Source organism: Paenarthrobacter sp. AMU7, from assembly GCF_041200195.1.
Lineage (GTDB): Bacteria > Actinomycetota > Actinomycetes > Actinomycetales > Micrococcaceae > Arthrobacter.
The window spans coordinates 181,547-202,784 of sequence record NZ_CP165735.1 but is presented as its reverse complement, the minus strand read 5'-3'; the positions used below and the strand labels follow the sequence as shown (position 1 = coordinate 202,784).

The following is a 21,238-nucleotide window of genomic DNA, read 5'->3' as shown; positions in this document are numbered from 1 at the left end:
CTGCAGCGTGGCAGCAAGGATGTAAGGCAGTGCATTGGCCAGCGAGAAGCTCTCCGTTGTTGTTCGCGTCGACGTAGACGGCGAGCAAATTCAGATCGAAGCGACCGGTCGCGTGACCGCTTTGAGCCTTCAGGGTCTCTACCCAGTGGTCCAACGCACCAAGGGCCTTGGCGGCGGTCTCGGAGTGGAGATGGACCTGTCCCAAGCGACCATTGATGAGGATGCACTGAAACAACTCCAAGTCTACGCCGAACTCCATGAAGTGCCCGTGCGCCTCAACCCGGACCACAACAATGTGACCGCCCTTCCGCCCCGCGGCCTCCAAACCACCAGCCGCGCCGCCTAACACCAACACTCCAAACACCCGCCGCCCAACAGGAGAAACAATTGCGCAAAGTCACCGCCGGCCTGTTCCACTCCGTTGATGGCGTGGTTCAGGACCCATTCAAGTTCCAGTTCGACAGCTTCGACGACGAACTCGGCAGAGGACTGACCAAGATGATCACCACGGTGGACACCGTGGTCCTGGGGCGGGTCAGCTACCAGGAGTGGGCCGGATATTGGCCCACCGCACCTCGGGATGAGGACTTTGCTGCCTTCATCAATCCCGTGGAAAAGTTCGTCGCATCGCGCACCCTCACAGAGCCCCTTGAATGGGAGAACTCGCACCTGATCGAGGGCGATGTGGAGAAGTTCGTCGCCGACCTCAAGTCCCGGGATGGCGGCGAGATTGCCGTCTGCGGCAGCATCTCCCTGGTCCGCCAACTGTTTTTCGCGGGCATCCTGGACGAACTGACCCTCATGACGCATCCCGTGGTGGCCGGCAGCGGGCGGCGGCTCTTTGAGGACGGCGACCCGTTGCACCGGCTCGTGTTGGAGGACCAGTACGCTACCAGCAAGGGCAACGTGATCAGCACCTACAGCCTCCGCAAAGACTAAAACGTACGACGGCGACACTCGCCTGCCGCCGTCGTCCTGCCTGTGAAGTCACCCCAGCAGCAACGCCGCGCCCAGTTCGCTCCGGAAGTAGAGCACACTGCGGCCGTAGCGGGTTGACGTCACGAGTCCTGCGTCCCGGAGTGCCCTGAGGTGCTGGTTCACGGCCGACGTTGTGACGCCAAAGCGCAGGCCCAACTCTGTGGACGAGGCCGGGGCTGCCAAGGCGGTGAGCAGGCTGGTCCGGACCTCACCCAATACGGCCACAATCGCGGCCGGGTTCGTGATCCGTTCCGTTTCCCACATGGCGCCCTGGCCCCTGGCGGGGTACATCAGCAGCGGCGGATCGCCGTGGTTCACGGGAGCAGAGGCCCGGCGCGTGAACATGGTGGGAACAAGTGTCAGCCCCAAGCCGTCCGTCCTCTCGGTCCGCGACGCCGGATTCTTCAGCCGCACGGAGATGACGCGGCCATCGAATTCCACAGCACCGGACAAATCGTTCAGCATCGTGAACAGCCCGGCCTGTGCAATCTGCCGGCCCCGGTAGACAATGTCCGCTTCCAGGATGGTGCGCATGCGCAGCCAGTGCGGCTCGAAGCAGGTTTCCCAGAAGTCCCGGAGGATACCGACCATGCGTCGGATCGCCGGCCCAACGGGCCCGGAAAAAACTGTCGGGACAGCGCCGTGCACCCTGACCAGATCCCCGTGGAACTGCTCGGCTGAAAGCTGCTCCAATGCTGCGAACTCGTCGTCGATTCTGGTCAGTGGTGACTGGGGCCGGGGGTTCAGGAAGTCCGGTGTCCACAGCCGGTCATCCACCAAGGACAGCAATCCATCGAGGTCCAAACGTGAGCGGGCTTCTTCCGTCCGACGCAACCAAGGCAGCTGGAGCGGGTACTGGCTGGGATCGCGAACAGCCCTGAGGGAGAGTCCCAGTTCGCAGAGGGGCGAGATGCCAAAGCGCACGCCGCCCAGATCTGCCTCTGACAACTCGTACTTCAACATGAAGCATTACGCTACATCAATACCGCCCGCCGTCAGGGGGTGACAGAACTGGGGTGTGACTAAATCCCCTGCCAATACCGCCCCCGCTCCGCAGCACAACCTCCGCGTCGCGCTCTCTGATCCCGCCCTCAAGATCCTCGCCTCCGCCATCCTGGTATCCACAGTGGGCCGCGGAATCTTCCTCACCCTGACGGTCCTGTACTTCAGCCGCTTCGTCGGGCTGAGTGCCCTCGAAATCGCTGTGATCCTCACGGTTTCCAGCGGGGTCGGGGTCGCGACGTCGTACATCGGTGGTCGACTCGCCGACCACTTTTCCGCACGTCGACTCCTTGTGGGCATGGTCGCCGTCCAGGGTCTCGCGATCGCAAGCTATACGTTCGCCGGGAACTTCAGCACCGCCGTCGTCATCGCCTGTATAGCAGTCGGCGTGGACCGGGGCGCGAATGCCACGCGGTCCGCGATCATCGCCCGGGCCTTCGACGGCCCGAACCGGGTGAATGCGCGCGCAGTCCTCCGCACCATCACCAACCTCGGCATCGCCGTGGGAGGCATGATCGCCGGGCTCGCGTTGTTGGCCGGTACCGCGGGTGCCTTCCGGGCAATGATGATCGGCGCTGGCGTGGCCTACCTCCTGAGCGCGATGGCCCTCCGCCGCCTCCCCGCCAGGGTGGACGCACCCCGCCACGATCCCGCCAAACCTGCCCCAACGCGGGGCATCTCCCCCTTCAAGGACCGCCGCTACGTACTGCTGACCGTGCTGTCCGGTATCTTCGGCATGCAGTTTGGGCTCGCCGAGATGGGCGTACCGCTGTGGATTTCGCAGGACACCAGTGCCCCAGACGTCCTGATATCGGCAATCCTTGTCATCAACACCCTGTGTGTCGTTCTGCTGCAAGTGCCGTTGTCCCGCGGTACAGAGCACCCCCGGCGTGCGGGAAAGATCGTGATGATTGGCGGCGTGCTCATGGCTGTGGCCTGCGCGCTCTACGCCGCGGCGGGCGGGGTGCCGGTCATCGCCGCCATCAGCCTTCTATCCGGCGCGGCACTTCTTCACTCGTTCGCGGAGATCCTCTCGCAAGCGGGAGCCTGGGGACTCAGCTTCGAACTCGCCAACCCCCATCAAGCAGGCGCTTACCAAGGGATGTTCGGCATGGGATCTGCCCTGGGGGCTATGCTCGCACCGCTCGTGGTGACCGCCACCGTCGTCGAACATGGCACGCTGGGTTGGGCCATCCTGGGTGCCGTCTTCCTTGCCTCGGCGGCGGGAATCGCGCTGATAGCGCGGAAGGCGTCGACGACGGCGGCACTCGCCTGAGGGTGCAACATGACTGCACCCCGGACGACTCCTGGGTGGTGTCCTCGAATCGAGCTACTGACGGCTACCCAGCTCCAGCAGATTTACGTCCACGTTTCCCGTGCCAGGCTTCGGGGATCCCCGTTTCTTGCGTAATTGTGTTGCCCGATACTCATCCTTGGACAAGCTGAACCCGTACCAAGCCAGGAAACCCGCAATGCCCATGGGCCACAGAGCACCCCATGAGGGCCCATCTCCTTGGAACGCAGGCATGATGAACAGCACCACCGTGGCAACGAATCCCACCGCCCCAAAAGCAGCCAATATTGCCATGCCCCACCACGAACTGACCTGCGCCTGCCCCCGTCCCGGCGTAAACCCGATCTCCTCTATGGGATAGCTGTGCAACTCACCGGTGCTGGTCCGTCGAAGGACACGCTTCTCGCCGCGTGCCACAGCTTCCTTATGTTCCGCATAGGCAGCGTCGTCGCGCCGCTCACGCTCCCGGTCGTAGACCACGGGCAGTCCCCCTCCAAGGTCGAAAAAACCAGCCTACGGCCAACTGGGCTACTTCTTCCCCGCCTTCAAATCCGCGACCACTTTCGCTATCCGCCGGGCACGCGTCTCCTCGGTCTTGGCGTCACCGATCGGCTCTACGTATCGCCGCTGAGAGCTGTAGTTCAGGGTCCCGTAGAAGGCCTTTGCCTCAGGTTCGTCATCCAGCGCGGCGGCCAAGTCCTCGGGCACCTCGATCACGCGTGGCTGGGTGTCCACTTCGAGGCCAACCTCAACCGTGTCTCCAGCCGAAGCGCCCGTGAGCTCACGGTTGGCCGAACTGACGCCCACCATGTACTTCCCGCCCATCACCGCGATGCTGCTGCGATAGCTCTGCCCGTTGATGGTCACCACCACCGGCGGCCGTTTGCCGGCGCCAAGCCCGTCAACGATCTCGTCGGGAACTTCGATGCCGGCCTTGTTGCCATCGCCAACGATGGTGGTTGTGAATTTCATGTCCCCAGTATGCCGTTGGCCATTGGTAGACGCACTGCACCAACAGGACTACTTTCGAGATAACCGCGCAACCCACATCGAGGAGTCTTAGACATGGACAACCAGGACCTGCTGGAACGCATCCAATCGCTGGTCGAAGAGGAGCACCGCTTGCGTGACTCCGAAGGGTCGGAAAACGACTCCGCCCGCCTCGCCCAACTGGAGGCGCAACTGGACCAATGCTGGGACCTGCTGCGCCAACGTCGCGCCAAGAAGGATGCAGGCGGGAATCCCGACGACGCCGAGCCGCGGCCCGTCAGCGAAGTCGAAGGCTACCGGCAGTAGTCAGGCTCCCTCAAGCACCTGGCTGGTAGCCCAAGCGAGGTATTTAGCTGCATTGGCTACAGCGTCGGCGACGTCAGGAACGCCATCTTTGCGCTGCGCAACGTCCAACAACTGGGCCGCGGCCACAATGCCGTGCTTCGCCAGGTCTTCGGGCGTTACCGTAATGCGCCCTGCGACTGCGATGACGGGAATTCCGTGCACACTTGCGGCGTCGGCAAGTGCGATCGGCGCCTTGCCTGTGAGCGATTGCTCGTCCATGGACCCTTCGCCGGTGATGACCAGATCGGCCTCGCCCAAATGCTGCGCGAGGCCTGTCAGGCCGGCGACCAGCGCGAAGCCGCCTTCCAGCTCCGCATCAGTGAAAGCCAGGAACGACGCCGGGAACCCACCAGCTGCTCCAGCTCCCGGAACGTTCACGTCGCGGCCAGTAGCTTCCCGAAGGAGCGACGCCCAGTTGCGGAGGCCGGCGTCGAGCCTTTCAACGGCATCCTCATCGGCACCCTTTTGCGGACCGAAAACATGAGCGGCACCTTCGGGGCCGTACAGCGGGTTTTGGACGTCGACGGCGATGCGGAACTTCACGGTAGACAGCCGCGGATCCAGCTCGGAGACATCTATGGCCACGACGTCGGCCAAGGAACCTCCGCCGAGCGGCACCACATTCCCGGCCGCATCGAGGGGCTTTAGCCCCAAAGCACGCAGGGCGCCGCTACCGGCGTCGGACATTGCCGAACCACCCAGGCCGAGCACGATCTCGGTGGCACCAGCGTCGAGGGCAGCGGCGATCAACTGGCCGCAGCCGTAACTGTGGGCACGCAGGGAATTCTCCGGCGTCGGCTCCATGTGGGCCAGGCCGGAAGCCATCGCGGTTTCGATGACAACGCCGGCCCCGCCGAAAGCGTCTTTCCGGATCGCCCAGGAGGCTCCGACAGGCTTGAGGATGGGGCCGACCACCGCGTTGTTTCGTTCTTCGTAGCCTGCGGCGATCGCAGCATCCAGCGTGCCTTCCCCGCCATCGGCCACAGGGAACTGGGTGGTAATGGCATCGGGGTAAACACGGAGAGCGCCTTCGGCCATGGCTGACGCGGCTTCGGCGGCGGTCAGTGATCCCTTGAACTTGTCCGGGGCGATGAGGATACGCATGGGTCCATCTTGCCAGCTTCGCTCGGAAAGCGCTTGCCCGCGCGTAATGCAGCGGCTGATTTAACCGTTGATCACCCGAACTGGTGCCCCGTCGAGCCACCCTTTGACGTCCTCGAAAGCCCCTCCATAGAACTGCCGGTAACTCTCGTGCGTCACGTAACCGATATGTGGGGAAAGCATGGTCCGCGAAGAATGCAACAGCGCGTGCCCGGCCGGCAAGGGCTCCTCATCAAACACGTCCAACGCCGCGCCGCGGATCCACCCCTCCTCCAGTGCTTGGATCAGCGCAGCCTCATCCACCAAAGGACCCCGCGCGGTGTTGACCAGCACGCCTTCGGGGCCGAGAAGACGCAACTCCTTGGAACCGACAATCCCCTCAGTCCGCTCGGACAGCCGGAGGTGCAGCGTTACGACGTCAGACTCACGGAACAACTCCTCTTTGCTGACCTTCCGTGCACCGACGGCCTCGGCAGCGTCCGCAGTGAGGTTCTGGCTCCACGCGAGAACGTCCATCCCAAAAGCCTTCGCGTAGCCCGCGATCCGCTTGCCGATCTTGCCCAGTCCAACGATTCCCAGCGTCTTGCCTTCGAGTTCAAACCCGACGCCGGCCTGCCAGTCGCCTGCCCGCAGGGAGTTCTCCTCCACGGTCAGATTCCGGGCAAAGGCCATGAGCAAAGCCCACGTCAGCTCGGGCGCCGCTGCCGGAGAACCACCCGTTCCGCACACCACGATGCCCCGCTCTGCCGCTGCTTCCAAGTCAATGGCTGCGTTCGCCATGCCGGTGGTCACCAGCAGCTTCAGGTTGGGCAGGGATTCAAGGACATCCTGGGGAAAACGCGTGCGTTCGCGCATCGCCACAATGATGTCGAACGGCGCCAGGGCGGCCACGGCTTGCTCTTCCGACACGAAAGGTGCGCTGAAAACGCTCACTTTAACGCCGTCGTCGAGCAGTGAGTCCCACGGGGCGTAATCGCCGGAGACCTGCTGGTAATCGTCCAGGATGGCTAAACGGAATCGGGTCACGTTCCTTATCCTCGCGTGGCGGCCAGTGGTACTCAACCCCATCTCGCGTTGGGTTTTGATTTCTCCAGGAGATGGTCGGGCTGCCGGCGCTACTGGCCGCCCAAACCGGAGGTCGCGAAGCCCTTCACGATGTGGCGCTGGAACAGCATGAACATGATCAGCAGCGGCAGGGCCGCGAGGATGGCGCTGGCCATGGTCTGCGCGTACTGGACACCGTAGGCGTTCTTGATGGTCGCGAGGCCAACCGGAAGCGTCAGCAGATCCGGGTTGTTGGTGACGATGAAAGGCCACAGGAAGTTATTCCACGCTCCGATGAACACAAAGATGGAGACGGCAATCAGGATGGTGCGGGACAGCGGCATCACAATGGTGAAGAACACGCGAAGGCCGCCGGCGCCGTCGATCCTGGCCGCTTCCTCCAACTCTTTGGGGATGGTGTCGAAGAAGTTCTTGAGAATAAACACCATCATGGGAGCAACCACCTGCGGCAGGACGATGCCCGCCCATGTATCAGCAAGCTGCATGGAGTTCATCTGCTGGTACAACGGCACAATGAGAATTTGGCCGGGGACCATGATGGATGCCACGGTCATCGCGAAAAGCCATCTCCGCCCCCGAAATTCCATGCGGGAGAAGCCGTACGCGGCAAGTGCCGAAATTCCTACGGTCAGGACGGTGACGGCAATCGAGATGCCCAGGCTGTTCAGCATCCATCGCGGCACGTCCCCTTGGCTGAGGACTCGCACGTAGGCATCGAAGTTCCAGCCGGATGCGGGTGCCACAAAAGGTGACGTAGCGGCGTCTTCTTCGCTTTTGAGGGAGGTGGTGACACCCCAAAGGATAGGCAGCAGCCACATGAGGGCGAGGATGACAAGCGCCAGAATCCCGCCGCCCCTGGCAATTGTGCTGCCGTTCTGTGCGCTGTTCCTGAGGGGAGATCGAGTCGGGGCCGCTGGCCGGGTTTGCGTTTCGATGGACATGGTCAGGACGCCTTCCTGTTCATCAGACGCAACTGAACCACTGCGATGACGACGATAAGTGCAAAGAAGAGGTAGGAAATGGCCGAGGCGTAACCCAGCCTGTAACCGCTAAAGCCGATGTCGTAGATGTACTCCAGGACCGATCTGGTACTGCCGCGGGGGCCGCCGGACGTCAGAAGGTAGATCTGCTCGAAGACTTTCAGCGATGCCAGGATCTGGAGCATGACGATCATGACTGTAGTTCGGTTAACCATGGGAATGGTGATCGAGAAAAGACGCCGCCACGGCCCCGCCCCGTCCAGCTGCGCCGCTTCGAAGAGGTGGTCCGGGATGTTCTGAAGGGCTGAAAGGTAGAGCAGGAAGTTGAAGCCCACGGTCCACCAAATAGTCACCAGGACCACCGAGAACATGGCCACACCTTCGGTGTTCAGGAAGCCGATCTGCTTGATTCCCCATGCGTCCAGTGTGGCGTTGACCAGCCCGAAGCCCGGCTGGAACATCCACTGCCACAGCGCGGCCACCACCGAAACGGGCAGGAGGTACGGTGCGAAGAAGCTGAGGCGCCAAAGCCACTGGCCCGGAAGTCCCACGTACACCAAGTGCGCCATCACGAACGACAACACCACCAGGGGTGCTGCGGTGAAGAGGGTGAAGACGGCGGTGTTGCCCAGCGACTGCCAGACGGCCTTGTCTCCCAAGGCTTCCGCGTAGTTACCGAATCCTGTGAACTCGCCCCCGGCACCCGTGAGGCTCTGGTTGGTCATGCTCATCCACAGTCCGGAAATAATGGGCCAAAGAAGGAAAAGGGCGAAGGCTGCAAGGAAAGGGACCACATACCAGAATCCACTGGCCTGCCTGATCTTCCGTCCCGGAATTGGACTAACCAACGCGGTGCCAGGTTTGGTTTCGGAGAGCTCTGTCAGCATTGTTTTCACCTCGGCGTTACGTGGGGTTGGGGGCTGAGAGCATCGTCTGCACGTGCTCCATCATGGAATCCACGGCGTCCTTCACCGTGACGGTGCCCTGTAGCGCGGCGGAAAGCGTCTGTGAGAGCTGATTTTGAAAATCAGTGCCGGCACCCGCGAACCACACAGCAGGATCGAACGCCGGTGTTTCGCCGGCAGCCGCGTAATCCACCTGCGGCACCAACGCGCGGTATTCATCCGTGGCCTGGATCGGAGTGAACGCCGGAATGTGGCCCGCCTGGGCCCAATTGAGTCCCTCCTTGAGAATTCCGGCCACGAACTGATGTGAGGCTTTGTAAGCTTCGGAATCCTTGTGTACCTGCTTCGGCAGTACCCAGACGTGAGAATCGGTGTAGCTGGCCGGTGTGCCAAAGAGGGTCGGCATGGGAACGGCGCCAAGGTTGGGCACTGCCTTGGCGAACGCGGGCAGCTCCCATTCACCGGAGAAGATCATGCCTGTGGCACCGGTAGTGAAGTCGGCAATGGCGCCATGGTACGTCTGGTTGTTGACGGCCATTTTGCCGTCGAGCAGCTCCTTCAGGAAGGTCAACACCTCTGTTGCCTTGGCCTTGTCAATCTGTGCAGGCTGCCCGGCGGTCATCGTGTATCCGCCCCCGGTTTGATTGTAGAAGCCCCAAAACAGTCGCCAGGACTGCGCGGAGTCCAGCACATGGCCAAAGGAGAGACCCTGCTTTCCAGTGGCGACAGCCATTCTGGAGGCTGCCTCCATGAGTGCCTGGGGTGAGGAAATTTCCCAAAGCTTGCCGTCGCTGTCCGCAATGCCGGCCTTGACGGCCAAGTTCTTGTTGTAGAGCAGGATGAAGGGATGGGTGTCCATGGGAACAGCAAAGAGTTTTCCGTTGTAGAAGCACCTCTCCCACACTGCAGGAGCGAAATCCGCCGGCTTTAGCCCATACTCCGCCAATAGCTCCAGGTCATAGGGTTGGAGCAGGCGCTCGGGTGCGAAACCGGCCAAGCGTGAGAGGTGCATGATTGCGGTATTCGGAGCCTTGCCGCTGGAGGCTGCCATGGCCAGCTTGGTGTAGTAGGGCGATCCCCAGGCCAGCGTGACTGGCCGGACATCAATGCCCTTGGCTGTGCTGACGGCCCCTATCATGGCCCGCATTTTCACGCCGTCAGCACCTGAAAACAGATCCCAGGACTGAATGGGCGTCCCGCTTGAGGGGCCGGCGCACCCGGTTAGGGCGCCCGCAGCGAAAATTCCACTGGCTGCAGCTGCCGTGCGCAGCACTGCGCGCCGGCTGATTCCCGAAGAGCCCGCATAGAGACCCTGCTTGGGAGACTGCTCTTGGTTGGGTCGCAGCAGCGACTTTAGACTTCTTGGCTCGTACATCGATGTTTCCTGCCCGACGCGACGCTGGTGAACTTACGTCCTTGATAAAGTTCTAACGTTAGAAACAATGAAGGGGCCGATAGAGTTTGTCAAGGGCATCCTTGCCTTGACCGGTTCACCGACGCCGCTAGGAACGCAACGCATGACTTCTGACGAAATTCATCCTGTACGGCCTGCTGTGCGGAGGACTAGAAGCGGCGAACCGGGGGTCAAAGAGGTTGCCAGCCTGGCCGGCGTGTCATGGAAAACGGTGTCCAACGTTGTCAATAACCGCCCCAACGTCAGGGCTTCTACACGGGACAAAGTTCTAGCCGCCATCGCGGAGCTGGACTACCGCCCCAACCTTGCGGGGCGCCAACTGCGCCAAGGAACTTCCAACACCCTGGTCTTGGCTGTTCCCGAAATTTCTTCACCCTATTTTGGCCGACTTGCAGAGGAAGTCATCTCAGCGGCCAAACGCAGGGGCTACACCGTCCTCACCGAGGTTTTCGGCTTGGATCCCGAGGCAGAGAAGTCCGTGTTGGCAGGCTATCGGGACCGGATGGTGGACGGCGTGATCTACAGTCCATTGACCATGGATTTGTCCCTTTTTCAGACCCGCACCGACACCACCCCCATGGTCCTGCTCGGTGAACGTTTGAGTGGAGCAGGCGTTCCCCACGTGAGCATTGACAACGACGCGTCCGCGCGGAATCTCGTCAGCCATCTTGCAGCCCGGGGGCGACGACGATTGGGCTTCATCGGCGCACGCCCGGGCAGCGGGGAGGGCACGGCCATGCTCAGGCTGGATGGTTTCCGGCGTGGGCTGGAGGAATGCGGCATTCCTTACGAGCCGGATTTGGTGGTGGACGTGCAGCACTACAGCCGCGAAGAAGGCGAGCTTGCAGCCCTGCGACTCCTGAACTCGGGCGCTGACTGCGACGGCGTTGTCTGCGCCAGCGATGTCCTTGCCGTGGGCGCCTTGCGCGCTTTCAGGCGGCGGGGATTACGGGTACCGGAGCAGATGGCAGTGGCCGGCTGGGATGACATCCCCGAGGCCGCATTCATGTCCCCCTCACTGACTAGCATCGCTCCCGACATGCCCGCCCTTGCCGACGAAGCCTGCCGCCTGCTGCTGGCCCGGATCGCCGGAACCGACCTCCCTGCCGAGGAAGTAGTGATCCCGCATGAGCTGAAAGGCCGGGAGTCCACCTACTAACCCTCAGGGCTTCACTTGAGCTCATCCCTTGGAGTTTCTAACGTTGCAAATTCTCTCCCTATGCGCTTCACTGGAAATGACTCCCCCATCCCGCTCTCGAAGGACTGGCCTTGACGTACTCTGATGTGATCCCCTCCCTCCCGAAGCCCGAACACCCCCGCCCGCAGCTGGTCCGCGAGCAGTGGCTGAACCTCAATGGAACCTGGGCATTTGAGATCGACGCCGGTGACTCCGGTTTGGAACGCGGTCTCACCACCCGCGTATTCAACAGCGAAATCCTGGTGCCGTTCGCGCCGGAATCCAAGCTGTCGGGGATTGAGCACGTCGATTTCATGGAAGCAGTCTGGTACCGGCGCACGGTGACCATCCCGCAGGAATGGGTAGGTCAAAACGTCCTGCTTCACTTCGGCGCTGTGGATCACGACGCCACGGTGTGGGTGAACGGCGTCGAAGTGGCCCGCCATCGCGGCGGCTTCACTCCCTTCACTGCAGACCTTGGAGGAGTGGCCGAGCCTGGTACGGACGCAGTAATTGTGGTGCGGGCCAGGGATTCCCGGCACGAAATGCAGGCCCGCGGCAAGCAAGCCACGTGGTACAACAACACCCACTGCCAGTACACCAGGACGACCGGAATCTGGCAGACCGTGTGGATGGAAGCAGTCCCTGAGGTCCATATCAAGCGCCTCCAAATGACCCCCAACCTGGCGGACTCCAGCATCACACTTGAGGTGCCTGTCAGCCAGAACCGGAACGGGCACACCATCACCGCGGTACTCAGCGACAAGGGTGACATGCGGGTTGAAGCTACGGTCAAAGCCGATCTGGACCTTACGCCCTCCCTTCGGCTGGAAATCCCCAGCGAGTCCCTGCGCCCTTGGTCCATTGAAGATCCCTTCCTGTATGACCTTGAGGTCAGCGTGATGGACTCCGCCGGCAATACTGTTGACCACGTCAGCAGCTACGCAGCAGTGCGCTCCGTTGCCTTGGACGGAAAGGTTGTTCGCATCAACGGCAAAGCAGTCTTCCAACGCCTCATTCTGGATCAGGGCTACTGGCCCGAATCGCTGATGACCTCTCCGGATGACGCAGCCTTGATCAAGGACATCGAACTGTCCATGGCAGCTGGTTTCAACGGCGCCCGGCTCCACGAGAAAGTCTTCGAGGAACGCTTCCTCTACCACGCTGACCGGCTCGGCTATCTGGTGTGGGGCGAGTTCGGCGACTGGGGTGTCTCCGGCGGAGGAACTGTGGGGCACAACCAAAAGCCCACAGCGAGCTTCGTGGCGCAATGGCTGGAAGTGCTTAAGCGCGACTTCAATCACCCTTCCATCATTGGTTGGTGCCCGCTGAACGAGACACACCAAGTGATGCATGACCGCCCGACTGTGCTGGATGATGTCACCGAAGCCATGTTCCTGGCTACCAAGCTTGCTGATCCCACACGCCCGGTCATCGACGCCTCCGGCTACTCCCACCGCATCCGGGAAACGGACATCTACGATTCCCACTCCTATGAGCAGGATCCGGACCGCTTCCGCCTGGAACAACAAGGCCTTGCGGACGGCAAACCGTTCATCAACCGCACAGCGGACGGCCAGGACTACTCAGTGCCGTATGCCGGGCAGCCCTACTTCGTCTCGGAATTCGGAGGGATCTGGTGGAACGAAGTTGAGGCCCGACAGGCTGTGGACGGAAGCGACGTCGCCTCCTCGTGGGGCTACGGCCAGCGGGTCGGCTCAGAGGAGGAGTTCTACGCCCGGTTCGACGGTCTGTGCTCAGTCCTGCTGGAGAACCCGGACATGTTCGGGTACTGCTACACCCAACTGACGGACGTCTTCCAGGAGAAAAACGGCATCTTCAACTTCGACCGCAGCAACAAGTTCGACCTCGCCAGGATCCGTGCGAGCCAAATCCGGCCTGCAGCGATCGAAACCCGAGGGAAGTGAAAGAGCGCCCCCACCAAACCCGAGGGAAGTGATAGAGCGTCCCCACCTGGGACGCTCTATCAGACCCATTCGCCCCGGCGCACCAGAACTTTCTTGAGGAGGTCGAGCCGGTCGGACACGATGCCGTCCACGCCAAGGTCCAGCAGACGCTCCATCTCTACGGGATCGTTGACGGTCCACACATGCACCTGCCTGCCAAGTCGATGGGCGCGGCGTACAAATCCGGGCGTCACCACCGGCAACCATCCATAGCGGACAGGAACCTGGAAGACGTCGACGTCGGAGAGCAGCTTGAGTGCCAGAGGCGCCGGAAGTATGGGCCCAAGGAGGACGAAGAGCGCTGTCAGGGAGCTGCCTGCCGAGGACGCCACTCGGCGGGAAAGCTTGGAAAGGACTGCACGGCGTCGCCTATCCGAGAAGCTGGTGACCAGAACCCTGTCATGGATGCGGTGCTTCTCAATGGCCGCAGCCATCGGGCTCACGGAGTTCCAGTCCTTGACGTCCAGGTTCAGCCGGGCACCGGGCAGCGAAGAGACGAGTTCATCGAAGGTTGGCACTGGTTCCACCCCGCCGATCCTCGCCAGAGCTACTTCGGCCGCCGTCAGCTCGGACACTTTCCCTGCGGAATCAGTCACCCTGTCCAAGGACGAGTCATGGAAAACCAACAGCACGCCGTCGGACGTGGTGTGGACGTCTGTCTCGAGGTGCATCGTACCCAGATCCACCGCAGCCCGGAATGCTGCCAGGGAATTCTCCAGACCGTCCAAGGAGAATCCCCGGTGGGCGAAGGCCAGAGGGCCCACTGAACCATCCTTGCGGAGGAAATAGGGCAGCGTCACACCCGTAGCGTAGCCCATCGCCAAGGTGCGGCTAGGACTCCTGCGGGAGTGCCGCCGTCGTCCTTTGCGGAACGATCGCCACGCCGTCGCTGACGTGCACCAGCGTCCGGCCGCGACCGCCGTCGAGCTCCACCCACACCGCGGTGGCATCGCCGGTGACGGCGTCCACCACCCCGGACGATTCGTAACCCGGCGTCAGAGTGACGCTGACCCGATCGCCCTGGCGCAGCGAGCGCCAGTGATGGTCCGGTTCGATCCGCCGCAAAGGCGCAGTATTGACGTTGTTGATCCGACGCTTGGCCATGATTCCCCCTACACATTCAACGAGACGATTTCACCGTGCGAACGGGTCCTTGGCTGGAAGCCTACGGAGCCAAGTTGAACGCCGGTTGTATGGAAGCTGGGAACTGGGTGACACCGCAGGACTGGCAAACTGGGGGCATGACTGTGTTGATAGCCGGATGCGGCGACCTTGGAACCGAAGCCGGACTCCGCTTCGCCGCTGCGGGCCATGAGGTGGTGGGATTGCGCCGGTCCCCCGGGAAGTTGCCTGCCGAAATCCGCGGCGTGTACGCGGACCTCTCCACCGAGCTGCCGGAACTGCCGTCAGACGTGGATATTGCGGTGGTGGCCATCGCTGCCGACGCGTCCACCGAAGAGGCCTACCGCGCTGCCTACGTGAGCGGAGTGAAGAACGTCCTGGACGCCCTGGAACGGCAGTCCATTCAACCGCGGCGCATCCTGTTCGTCTCCTCCACGGCTGTGTACAAAGACTCCGGCGGGGCTGTGGTGGACGAGTCCACCCCCACCGAGCCCACGCGATTCAGCGGCAAAGTCCTGGTGGAGGCAGAGAAGCTCCTGTTCGCCCGGACCCGCGGAACCCTCACCCAGCCCATTTCGCTGCGGCTCGGCGGTATTTACGGACCGGGTCGCACCCGGCTGATCGACCAGGTCCGCAGTGGCAAGGCCGTCATTCCCGCCCTCCCCCGGCACACCAACCGCGTCCACAGGGACGACGCCGCCGCGATGATCGTCCACCTCACCACCATGGAAGCCGCCCCGGATTCCGTCTACGTCGGCGTCGATGATCTCGCGGCGGAAATGGGCGACGTCATGCGGTTCCTCGCCTCGGAGATGGGATGCCCGGAACCCCCGACGGCGGCACCCGGCGACGCCTCCGACGCCGGCCCCGGTGACAAGCGCTGCAGCAACGCACGGCTTCGGGCGACAGGCTTCGAATTCACCTTCCCCACGTTCGAAGAGGGCTATCGCGCGCTGCTGGCCGGCAAGGGCGTGCGACACCCGTGAAGCGCAAGGCTTCTTGCTGGCCTGGGGACTACTTCGAGCTGGCGAACAGCCCGTTGAGGGAACCGTAGTCGATGGCTTCGCCCACTGCGTTGTAAGTGCCCTCGGTGTTCAGCTCTTCCGCGGCACGCTGGGCTACGGCATAGGCGGCTTGGGCTACGCTCGAGCCGAGGCTGACTCGGGAGACGCCAAGCCTTCCGAGTTCGCTGACGCTCAGCGATCCTGCCCCCACCATCACGTTGACGGGGATGGAAATCCCAGCGGTCAACGCGGCAACGGTGTCTGCATCTGATGCTCCGGGAACGAAGATGCCGTCGGCGCCTGCTTCAACATACTTTTCGGCTCTGGCCAGGACCTCGGCAATTTGCTGCTGGACGGTGCCGGCGCCGGCAAGGAACACATCGGTGCGCGCATTGATGAACAAGTCCTTGCCCGCCTGACGTGCGGCATCCCGTGCGGCTGAGATCCTCGCGCAGAATTCTTCCGGGTCCCGGGAACCATCTTCCATGTTGATCCCCACGGCACCGGCCTCAAGAATATCGGCGACCGTCCTCGCGATTCCTTCCAGCGTTTCCGAATAACCACCCTCGATGTCCGCCGTGACGGGCACGTTGACGGCGTCCACGATGCTGGCGATAACTGCCACAGCACGCTCCCTGTCCAGCCGGTCGCCGTCGGGCATACCCAAGGACCAGGCAACTCCGGCGCTGGTGGTCGCTATAGCTGGCGCTCCCGCTGCCTCCGTGATGACGGCGCTGGCGACGTCCCAGGCGTTGCTGAGTGCCAAGGGCTTTTGGCTGGTGTGGAGGGATCTGAAGTGGGCTGCGGTTTTATTCTGTTCCGGATTCATGAGTCCATTCCACCAGCCATCACAGTGGACGTCCGGCGGAAATCGGACATCACCAGGGCACGAACAAACTAGACCCGCTGCTCCGTCAGCTTTGCCTCGAGAATCTGGGCCACGCCGTCGTCGTCGAAGTGCGGTGCCTGCTGTCCGGCGGCGAGGATGGCCTCCGGGTGTCCGCTGGCCATGGCGTAACCGTGACCGGCCCAGCGGAGCATCTCGATGTCATTGGGCATGTCTCCGAACGCCACTACATCAGCAGCTTCTATCCCCAGGGACTCGGCGTACTTGGCGAGCGTGACGGCCTTGTTGATGCCGGGCACTGACATCTCCAGCATCGCGGTTCGAGGTGCCGAGTGGGTGGTGCTCACCAGGTGGGCGACGGCAGGCTGAACTTCGGCGAGGAATTCGTCCGGCGTGCCTTTCCGGGTAATAGCCAGGAACTTCACGACGGCGTCATCCGCCGTGAGCGTCTCAGCCAGCGGTTTCGGGGTGAATTCGGCGAGAAGCTCGCTGGTTTCGTTCTCGATGAAGCCCGGCTCCAGTTGGAAACCTGTGAGGGTCTCAACGGCGAAGAGCGCGTCAGGCCTGAGCGACTTGATGATCCGACGGGCCTCAAAAACGGAGTCGGCGTCCAGGGCACACGAAGAGAGTGCTTTCTCGGTTTCCAGGTCCCACACCACCGCCCCATTGGAACAGATCACGATTCCGCTATGGCCAAGCTGCTCCTGGAGCGGGTACAGCCAGCGTGGCGGACGACCCGTGACGAAGACGAGTTCCACCCCTGCGTCGCGGCACGCCTGGAATGCCTTGATGGTCCGGTCGCTGATTTTGCCGTCGTGACCGAGGATGGTGCCGTCAATATCGCTTGCTACGAGCCGCATCATGCCAGTCTACGTGGGCACAACGGCCCACAAGGTCGCGCGGTTCGGTGAGCCCGGCTTAGGCTGAAGCCATGAGTGAGAAGACCAGCGAAGTCGACGAACACAGCACCCGCGGCGCGTACGTCACTGGCAGTGAGTTCAACCGCGATACCAACTACATCGAGGACCGGATCACCCGTGACGGCGCCACCGGACCCAACGGCGAGCCCGGCTGGCCCGTGGAGCCGGGACGCTACCGGTTGATCGCCGCCCGGGCCTGTCCGTGGGCCAACCGCACCGTGATCGTCCGCAGGCTCTTGGGACTTGAGGACGTCATCAGCCTTGGCCAACCCGGTCCCACGCACGACGCCCGATCCTGGACCTTCGATCTGGATCCGGACGGCAAGGACCCGGTACTCGGCATCGAACGCTTGCAGGAGGCATTCTTCCGGCGCTTTCCGGACTACCCCCGAGGCATCACAGTTCCGGCTTTGGTGGACGTCCCCAGCGGCCAAGTGGTCACCAACAACTTCCCCCAGATCACGCTGGACTTCTCCACGGAGTGGACGGAGTTCCACCGTCCGGGCGCGCCGCAGCTGTATCCGGAGCACCTGCGCGAGGAAATCGACGCCGTCAACAAGAGAGTTTTCACCGAGGTCAACAACGGGGTCTACAGGTGCGGCTTCGCCGGATCACAGGAAGCCTACGATGCGGCGTACACCCGTCTCTGGAACGCTTTGGACTGGCTTGAGGAACGGCTGGCCGGCCAGCGATACCTCGTGGGTGACACTATCACTGAGGCCGACGTCCGGCTGTTCACCACCTTGGCGCGCTTCGATGCCGTCTATCACGGTCATTTCAAGTGCAACCGCAACAAACTCAGCGAAATGCCGGCATTGTGGGGCTACGCCCGGGACCTGTTCCAGACGCCTGGGTTTGGGGACACCATCGACTTCGTGCAGATCAAACAGCACTACTACATCGTCCACGAGGACATTAATCCCACGCAGATCGTTCCTGCTGGACCGGATCTATCCGGTTGGCTGAGTCCGCACGGACGGGAATCCCTGGGAGGAAGTCCGTTCGGGGAAGGCACCCCGCCGGGACCAGTGAAGGCCGGCGAGGAAGTGGCCGCCGGTCACGGGGCCAGCTAGACCCCTACGCTTTCGGCCCGTGGTTACGCCACTCCGTAGTTGAGCTCAGCCCGCGTGGGCGGATTCGCGCCTGCCCGCGACACCGTCACGGCGGCCGCCCGTGTTGCGTGATCCATGATGGCTGCCAAGGTCTCAGCCGGCATGGCCCTTAAGGCGTCACGATTCTGGGCGCCATCCAGCCCATGGTCAACAATGGCGGACAACAACCCCGCCATGAACGAATCCCCCGCGCCCACAGTGTCCACCACGTTCACAGCTGGTGCGGGAATCTGGGTCTCGCCTGCCCTGGTGATGCCCCACGGACCTCGAGAACCACGTGTCACCACAACCAGGGCCGGACCTCCTGCGCCTCCCAACCTCAGCCAGCGGCGCGCGGATTCCGTTGGATCGATGCCGGGGTACAGCCACTCAAGGTCCTCGTCGGAGGCCTTGACGACGTCGGACAGCGCCACGAAGCGTTCGGCTTGCGTCCGCGCGTAATCAACGTCCGTAATGATGCTCGGACGGCAGTTGGGATCGAAGCTGATGGTGCTGCCCGGGTGGGCATGTTCGACGGCGGCAAGCACCTCTGCGGCGCCGGGCTCCAGTGCGGTGGCTATGGAACCTGTGTGCAGCAAGGTGGCGCCCTGCAGCATCAGCGGCAACCTTGCGGCGAGTCCGGGCAATTCCCAGGCGAGGTCAAAGACGTAGGTGGCGGCGCCGTCGTCGTCGATTGTGGCAGTGGCCACGCTGGTGGGCTTCTCGTCCGGCGGAAGCGGCACCATTACGGAGCTTGAGCGGAGGTGGGCCGCCACGGAGTCACCATAGGCGTCCCGGCCATAGCGCCCGATGAACTGCACCGGGTGGTCAAGGCGCGCCAGACCGACGGCTACGTTGAGCGGACTGCCGCCAACGTGCGCCTCGATTCCGGACGAGCGTTGGACCACATCAACAAGAGCTTCACCAATGACTGTCAGCATGGGACAACTCTGCCAGAGGCAAGCCCCTGCGACGTAGAGTTTACGAGAGCAGTCGTTGGACCAGTTCGCGGCACTTCTTGTAGGCGACGGCTTTGGGGTCGATCAGATCGAAGTGGTCACCGGGAACCCGGAGCAACTGGGCGGCGCTTCCTGCCGCCGTGGCTGCAGCAACGTAGGCCTCGGACTGGCTGGCGGGAACGTCCTCATCGTCCGTGGCATGGACGGCATATACCGGAACATCCAGCGGCAGCGAACTCATGGGGTCCGCGTACTTATGCCGTTTGGGGAATCTATGGGAATCCCCGCCCATGAGGTTGCAGACGGCTCCGTTGCTGAGGTTCAGCTTCTCCGCGGCCGCGAGGTTCAGGAGGCCGGACTGGCTGACGACGCCAGTCAGGTGCACGGCATTGTCCTCCGGGCTGCGCTGGAGTTGGCGGTCGGCGTCAGGCGTTCCGATGTCCGAGAGCCGCTGCCGTCCAGCAGCCCAGACCGCCAAATGGCCGCCGGCCGAGTGACCCAACGCGACCACTTTGCCGAGCTGGAGATTGTGATCACCGGCGATGGTGGCCAAGTGGTCGATGCCGGCCAGGATGTCCTCGAAAGTGTGGGGCCAACCACCGCCGTTGCCGGCCCGCCGATACTCGAGGTTCCAGGCGGTGATGCCGTGCGCTGCGAGGTCCCGCGCAAGGGGCTCGCCAAGCTCCGCGCCGTACTGGGACCGCCAGTAACCGCCGTGGATCACAACGGCGATCCCACCGGCCAGCGCAGGCGCGCCGCGATGGTTTCCGTTGGACGGTTCAGGTATGAAGAGTTCGCCCCATTGGCTGGGGTGTTCGCCGTAGCTGTACTTGTGCCGCAACATTGCGCCCTCCTTTGTACTGAGCCTATCGTGACGATTCACTAGTTTGGCTAGAGGCACCCCGACGGCGAGTGGCTCGGTTCAGTGTCGGACCCGCCCCGTAAGCTGGGGGCATGGCAAGCAATTGGGACAGCCTGGACCAGGATCAGCGCGACGCAGTGGAAGCAAACGTGGCGCTCTATGAGCGTGTCCGCCCTGCCCTGAAGCGGGTCACGCGTGATGTCCTGCTCACCTTGAGGGACATGCTGAATGACGCCGAGGTCACTCCGTTGTTTGTCACAGGACGGACTAAAACAGTGGAGTCCTTTCGGGAAAAGATCTCCCGCACCGATGATCCCTTGGAGCCGGGTGGCCCCCGGTTGTTGAAGTTTCCGGATCCCTTCCGCACGTTGAATGACATGGTGGGCATCCGTGTCATCACCAAGCTACCGGCCGAGAACGCCGCCGTGGCCAACATCATCAAGCGGCAGCGGCAGCTCTTCGATTGCCGCGGAGACCGTGAAAAGGACATCGGCTCCATCGAGTCGGGAACCTACGGATACTCCAGCCGCCACCTCATTCTGCGGACCATCCAGAACGAGGCCGTGAAGGAATACCAGCACGTCTTCAATCCGGACATGCCTGCCAACGGCAGCTACTTCTTCGAATGCCAGATCCGCACCGTTTTTGCCCACGCCTGGAGCGAGATCGAGCACGACATCCGGTTCAAGGCCGAAGACCCGCGTGCGTGGACGCCCCACTTTGACCGCCAGTTCACTGCCACAGCTGCCATGTTGGAAACAGTGGAGAGCGCCTTCGCCGATCTTCACGAGCGGTACGAGGAAGTCCGGGGCTACTGGGACCTGGAGGGTGAGGGCGGCTCGCCGCTGACCCCCAACCGGGTCCGGGACGTCTGGCGTACGCTCCTGCCGCACGTTGACCGTAAAGTTGATGACGACTGGGGATGGGCTGCCGAACTGCTCGCCGCCCACGGGCTCACCAAGACCGTGGAGCTGGCCGGGCTTCTCAGTGCCAACCGGATCACCGAGGTCCGCAAGGCCCTGGACCATCGCTATTCACCCGGCCCCGACCGCCTCCTGGATGACCTCTTGTTGTGGCAGTACGGAACTGAACACATTGATCTCACTGCTGAGGCGCCCGACGCCGTTCCGCACCCGCGGCGCGACAGCCTCCAGCGGCGTCTTAAGCAGATTGAGCGCTACCGCCAGACTGCACTGTAAGAAACCTGCCCTGTAA

23 protein-coding genes are annotated in these 21,238 nt (G+C 62.6%); 9 read left to right on the top strand and 14 right to left on the bottom strand.

Going from position 1 to position 21,238, the window contains the following annotated elements; translation table 11 throughout:
* The first annotated feature begins 34 nt into the window (after positions 1-34).
* Together ABQM86_RS00975 and ABQM86_RS00970 are read left to right on the top strand one after the other, a co-directional pair.
* Positions 35-346 (top strand): hypothetical protein, encoded by a 312-nt coding sequence (locus tag ABQM86_RS00975; RefSeq protein WP_369745727.1) that lies wholly within the window; start codon positions 35-37, stop codon positions 344-346.
* A gap of 41 nt (positions 347-387) precedes the next feature.
* Complete coding sequence (locus ABQM86_RS00970) at positions 388-939, top strand: dihydrofolate reductase family protein (protein ID WP_280625423.1); 552 nt, start codon at positions 388-390, stop codon at positions 937-939.
* 48 nt (positions 940-987) lie between these two features.
* Here the strand turns inward: ABQM86_RS00970 and ABQM86_RS00965 are convergent, their stop codons facing one another.
* Positions 988-1,941 (bottom strand): DUF5937 family protein, encoded by a 954-nt coding sequence (locus ABQM86_RS00965; protein WP_337340158.1) that lies wholly within the window; start codon positions 1,939-1,941, stop codon positions 988-990.
* Between the two features lie 55 nt (positions 1,942-1,996).
* Between ABQM86_RS00965 and ABQM86_RS00960 the strand changes: the two genes are divergently transcribed.
* The gene (locus ABQM86_RS00960; protein ID WP_369745726.1) at positions 1,997-3,256 is read left to right on the top strand and encodes an MFS transporter; all 1,260 of its coding nucleotides are present in this window, start codon (positions 1,997-1,999) and stop codon (positions 3,254-3,256) included.
* Positions 3,257-3,310: 54 nt separating this feature from the next.
* Here the strand turns inward: ABQM86_RS00960 and ABQM86_RS00955 are convergent, their stop codons facing one another.
* Positions 3,311-3,754: a hypothetical protein gene (locus ABQM86_RS00955; protein WP_369745725.1), complete on the bottom strand. Its 444-nt coding sequence runs from the start codon at positions 3,752-3,754 to the stop codon at positions 3,311-3,313.
* A gap of 48 nt (positions 3,755-3,802) precedes the next feature.
* On the bottom strand, positions 3,803-4,246 hold the full coding sequence (locus tag ABQM86_RS00950; RefSeq protein WP_337340155.1) for a YdeI/OmpD-associated family protein: 444 nt from the start codon (positions 4,244-4,246) through the stop codon (positions 3,803-3,805).
* Positions 4,247-4,339: 93 nt separating this feature from the next.
* Between ABQM86_RS00950 and ABQM86_RS00945 the strand changes: the two genes are divergently transcribed.
* The gene (locus tag ABQM86_RS00945) at positions 4,340-4,570 is read left to right on the top strand and encodes a DUF2630 family protein (RefSeq protein ID WP_354231617.1); all 231 of its coding nucleotides are present in this window, start codon (positions 4,340-4,342) and stop codon (positions 4,568-4,570) included.
* Here the strand turns inward: ABQM86_RS00945 and ABQM86_RS00940 are convergent, their stop codons facing one another.
* From ABQM86_RS00940 to ABQM86_RS00920, 5 genes are all read right to left on the bottom strand, one after another.
* The gene (locus tag ABQM86_RS00940) at positions 4,571-5,713 is read right to left on the bottom strand and encodes a glycerate kinase (RefSeq protein ID WP_207595643.1); all 1,143 of its coding nucleotides are present in this window, start codon (positions 5,711-5,713) and stop codon (positions 4,571-4,573) included.
* Between the two features lie 60 nt (positions 5,714-5,773).
* Positions 5,774-6,736 carry a D-2-hydroxyacid dehydrogenase family protein gene (locus tag ABQM86_RS00935; RefSeq protein WP_242703466.1) on the bottom strand — a complete coding sequence of 321 codons (963 nt, stop codon included), beginning with the start codon at positions 6,734-6,736 and terminating at the stop codon, positions 5,774-5,776.
* An 89-nt stretch (positions 6,737-6,825) separates the two neighbouring features.
* Entirely contained in the window at positions 6,826-7,716 is an 891-nt protein-coding gene (locus ABQM86_RS00930) for a carbohydrate ABC transporter permease (protein WP_369745724.1), read from the bottom strand.
* Between the two features lie 2 nt (positions 7,717-7,718).
* Complete coding sequence (locus ABQM86_RS00925; protein WP_337340153.1) at positions 7,719-8,480, bottom strand: sugar ABC transporter permease; 762 nt, start codon at positions 8,478-8,480, stop codon at positions 7,719-7,721.
* Between the two features lie 178 nt (positions 8,481-8,658).
* Entirely contained in the window at positions 8,659-10,035 is a 1,377-nt protein-coding gene (locus tag ABQM86_RS00920) for an extracellular solute-binding protein (protein ID WP_369745723.1), read from the bottom strand.
* 142 nt (positions 10,036-10,177) lie between these two features.
* On the opposite strand from ABQM86_RS00920, the gene ABQM86_RS00915 reads away from it, so the two are divergent.
* Together ABQM86_RS00915 and ABQM86_RS00910 are read left to right on the top strand one after the other, a co-directional pair.
* The gene (locus ABQM86_RS00915) at positions 10,178-11,233 is read left to right on the top strand and encodes a LacI family DNA-binding transcriptional regulator (RefSeq protein ID WP_369745722.1); all 1,056 of its coding nucleotides are present in this window, start codon (positions 10,178-10,180) and stop codon (positions 11,231-11,233) included.
* A gap of 104 nt (positions 11,234-11,337) precedes the next feature.
* Complete coding sequence (locus tag ABQM86_RS00910) at positions 11,338-13,179, top strand: glycoside hydrolase family 2 protein (protein ID WP_369746704.1); 1,842 nt, start codon at positions 11,338-11,340, stop codon at positions 13,177-13,179.
* A 59-nt stretch (positions 13,180-13,238) separates the two neighbouring features.
* Here the strand turns inward: ABQM86_RS00910 and ABQM86_RS00905 are convergent, their stop codons facing one another.
* A complete protein-coding gene (locus tag ABQM86_RS00905) occupies positions 13,239-14,036 on the bottom strand; it encodes a glycerophosphodiester phosphodiesterase (protein WP_369745721.1) in 798 nt (265 codons plus the stop codon).
* A gap of 13 nt (positions 14,037-14,049) precedes the next feature.
* The gene (locus ABQM86_RS00900; RefSeq protein WP_207595640.1) at positions 14,050-14,322 is read right to left on the bottom strand and encodes a hypothetical protein; all 273 of its coding nucleotides are present in this window, start codon (positions 14,320-14,322) and stop codon (positions 14,050-14,052) included.
* A gap of 89 nt (positions 14,323-14,411) precedes the next feature.
* Here ABQM86_RS00900 and ABQM86_RS00895 point away from each other — a divergent pair, with 89 nt between their 5' ends.
* Positions 14,412-15,326 carry an NAD-dependent epimerase/dehydratase family protein gene (locus tag ABQM86_RS00895; protein WP_369745720.1) on the top strand — a complete coding sequence of 305 codons (915 nt, stop codon included), beginning with the start codon at positions 14,412-14,414 and terminating at the stop codon, positions 15,324-15,326.
* Between the two features lie 28 nt (positions 15,327-15,354).
* Here ABQM86_RS00895 and ABQM86_RS00890 read toward each other — a convergent pair whose 3' ends face one another.
* Both ABQM86_RS00890 and ABQM86_RS00885 read right to left on the bottom strand, forming a co-directional pair.
* A complete protein-coding gene (locus ABQM86_RS00890; protein WP_369745719.1) occupies positions 15,355-16,173 on the bottom strand; it encodes an isocitrate lyase/phosphoenolpyruvate mutase family protein in 819 nt (272 codons plus the stop codon).
* Positions 16,174-16,241: 68 nt separating this feature from the next.
* Positions 16,242-17,051: an HAD family hydrolase gene (locus ABQM86_RS00885; protein WP_207597412.1), complete on the bottom strand. Its 810-nt coding sequence runs from the start codon at positions 17,049-17,051 to the stop codon at positions 16,242-16,244.
* Positions 17,052-17,122: 71 nt separating this feature from the next.
* Here ABQM86_RS00885 and ABQM86_RS00880 point away from each other — a divergent pair, with 71 nt between their 5' ends.
* Positions 17,123-18,184, top strand: coding sequence for a glutathione S-transferase family protein (locus tag ABQM86_RS00880; RefSeq protein ID WP_369745718.1), 1,062 nt, complete (start codon positions 17,123-17,125; stop codon positions 18,182-18,184).
* A 23-nt stretch (positions 18,185-18,207) separates the two neighbouring features.
* On the opposite strand, the gene ABQM86_RS00875 is transcribed toward ABQM86_RS00880, so the two are convergent.
* Both ABQM86_RS00875 and ABQM86_RS00870 read right to left on the bottom strand, forming a co-directional pair.
* Positions 18,208-19,143, bottom strand: coding sequence for a carbohydrate kinase (locus ABQM86_RS00875; protein WP_369745717.1), 936 nt, complete (start codon positions 19,141-19,143; stop codon positions 18,208-18,210).
* Positions 19,144-19,183: 40 nt separating this feature from the next.
* Positions 19,184-20,005 carry an alpha/beta hydrolase gene (locus ABQM86_RS00870; protein WP_207595636.1) on the bottom strand — a complete coding sequence of 274 codons (822 nt, stop codon included), beginning with the start codon at positions 20,003-20,005 and terminating at the stop codon, positions 19,184-19,186.
* Between the two features lie 110 nt (positions 20,006-20,115).
* Between ABQM86_RS00870 and ABQM86_RS00865 the strand changes: the two genes are divergently transcribed.
* On the top strand, positions 20,116-21,222 hold the full coding sequence (locus ABQM86_RS00865) for a GTP pyrophosphokinase family protein (RefSeq protein WP_207595635.1): 1,107 nt from the start codon (positions 20,116-20,118) through the stop codon (positions 21,220-21,222).
* Positions 21,223-21,238: the final 16 nt, after the last annotated feature.

Excerpts from the sequence above, each read along its gene's own strand:
- ABQM86_RS00890 (WP_369745719.1), bottom strand. The coding sequence starts at position 16,173 with ATGAATCCGGAACAGAATAAAACCGCAGCCCACTTCAGATCCCTCCAC.
- ABQM86_RS00870 (WP_207595636.1), bottom strand. The coding sequence starts at position 20,005 with ATGTTGCGGCACAAGTACAGCTACGGCGAACACCCCAGCCAATGGGGC.
- ABQM86_RS00930 (WP_369745724.1), bottom strand. The coding sequence starts at position 7,716 with ATGTCCATCGAAACGCAAACCCGGCCAGCGGCCCCGACTCGATCTCCC.
- ABQM86_RS00915 (WP_369745722.1), top strand. The coding sequence starts at position 10,178 with ATGACTTCTGACGAAATTCATCCTGTACGGCCTGCTGTGCGGAGGACT.
- ABQM86_RS00900 (WP_207595640.1), bottom strand. The coding sequence starts at position 14,322 with ATGGCCAAGCGTCGGATCAACAACGTCAATACTGCGCCTTTGCGGCGG.
- ABQM86_RS00865 (WP_207595635.1), top strand. The coding sequence starts at position 20,116 with ATGGCAAGCAATTGGGACAGCCTGGACCAGGATCAGCGCGACGCAGTG.
- ABQM86_RS00950 (WP_337340155.1), bottom strand. The coding sequence starts at position 4,246 with ATGAAATTCACAACCACCATCGTTGGCGATGGCAACAAGGCCGGCATC.
- ABQM86_RS00885 (WP_207597412.1), bottom strand. The coding sequence starts at position 17,051 with ATGCGGCTCGTAGCAAGCGATATTGACGGCACCATCCTCGGTCACGAC.
- ABQM86_RS00895 (WP_369745720.1), top strand. The coding sequence starts at position 14,412 with ATGGAAGCTGGGAACTGGGTGACACCGCAGGACTGGCAAACTGGGGGC.
- ABQM86_RS00940 (WP_207595643.1), bottom strand. The coding sequence starts at position 5,713 with ATGCGTATCCTCATCGCCCCGGACAAGTTCAAGGGATCACTGACCGCC.
- ABQM86_RS00905 (WP_369745721.1), bottom strand. The coding sequence starts at position 14,036 with ATGGGCTACGCTACGGGTGTGACGCTGCCCTATTTCCTCCGCAAGGAT.
- ABQM86_RS00965 (WP_337340158.1), bottom strand. The coding sequence starts at position 1,941 with ATGTTGAAGTACGAGTTGTCAGAGGCAGATCTGGGCGGCGTGCGCTTT.
- ABQM86_RS00925 (WP_337340153.1), bottom strand. The coding sequence starts at position 8,480 with ATGACCAACCAGAGCCTCACGGGTGCCGGGGGCGAGTTCACAGGATTC.
- ABQM86_RS00945 (WP_354231617.1), top strand. The coding sequence starts at position 4,340 with ATGGACAACCAGGACCTGCTGGAACGCATCCAATCGCTGGTCGAAGAG.
- ABQM86_RS00875 (WP_369745717.1), bottom strand. The coding sequence starts at position 19,143 with ATGCTGACAGTCATTGGTGAAGCTCTTGTTGATGTGGTCCAACGCTCG.
- ABQM86_RS00880 (WP_369745718.1), top strand. The coding sequence starts at position 17,123 with ATGAGTGAGAAGACCAGCGAAGTCGACGAACACAGCACCCGCGGCGCG.
- ABQM86_RS00920 (WP_369745723.1), bottom strand. The coding sequence starts at position 10,035 with ATGTACGAGCCAAGAAGTCTAAAGTCGCTGCTGCGACCCAACCAAGAG.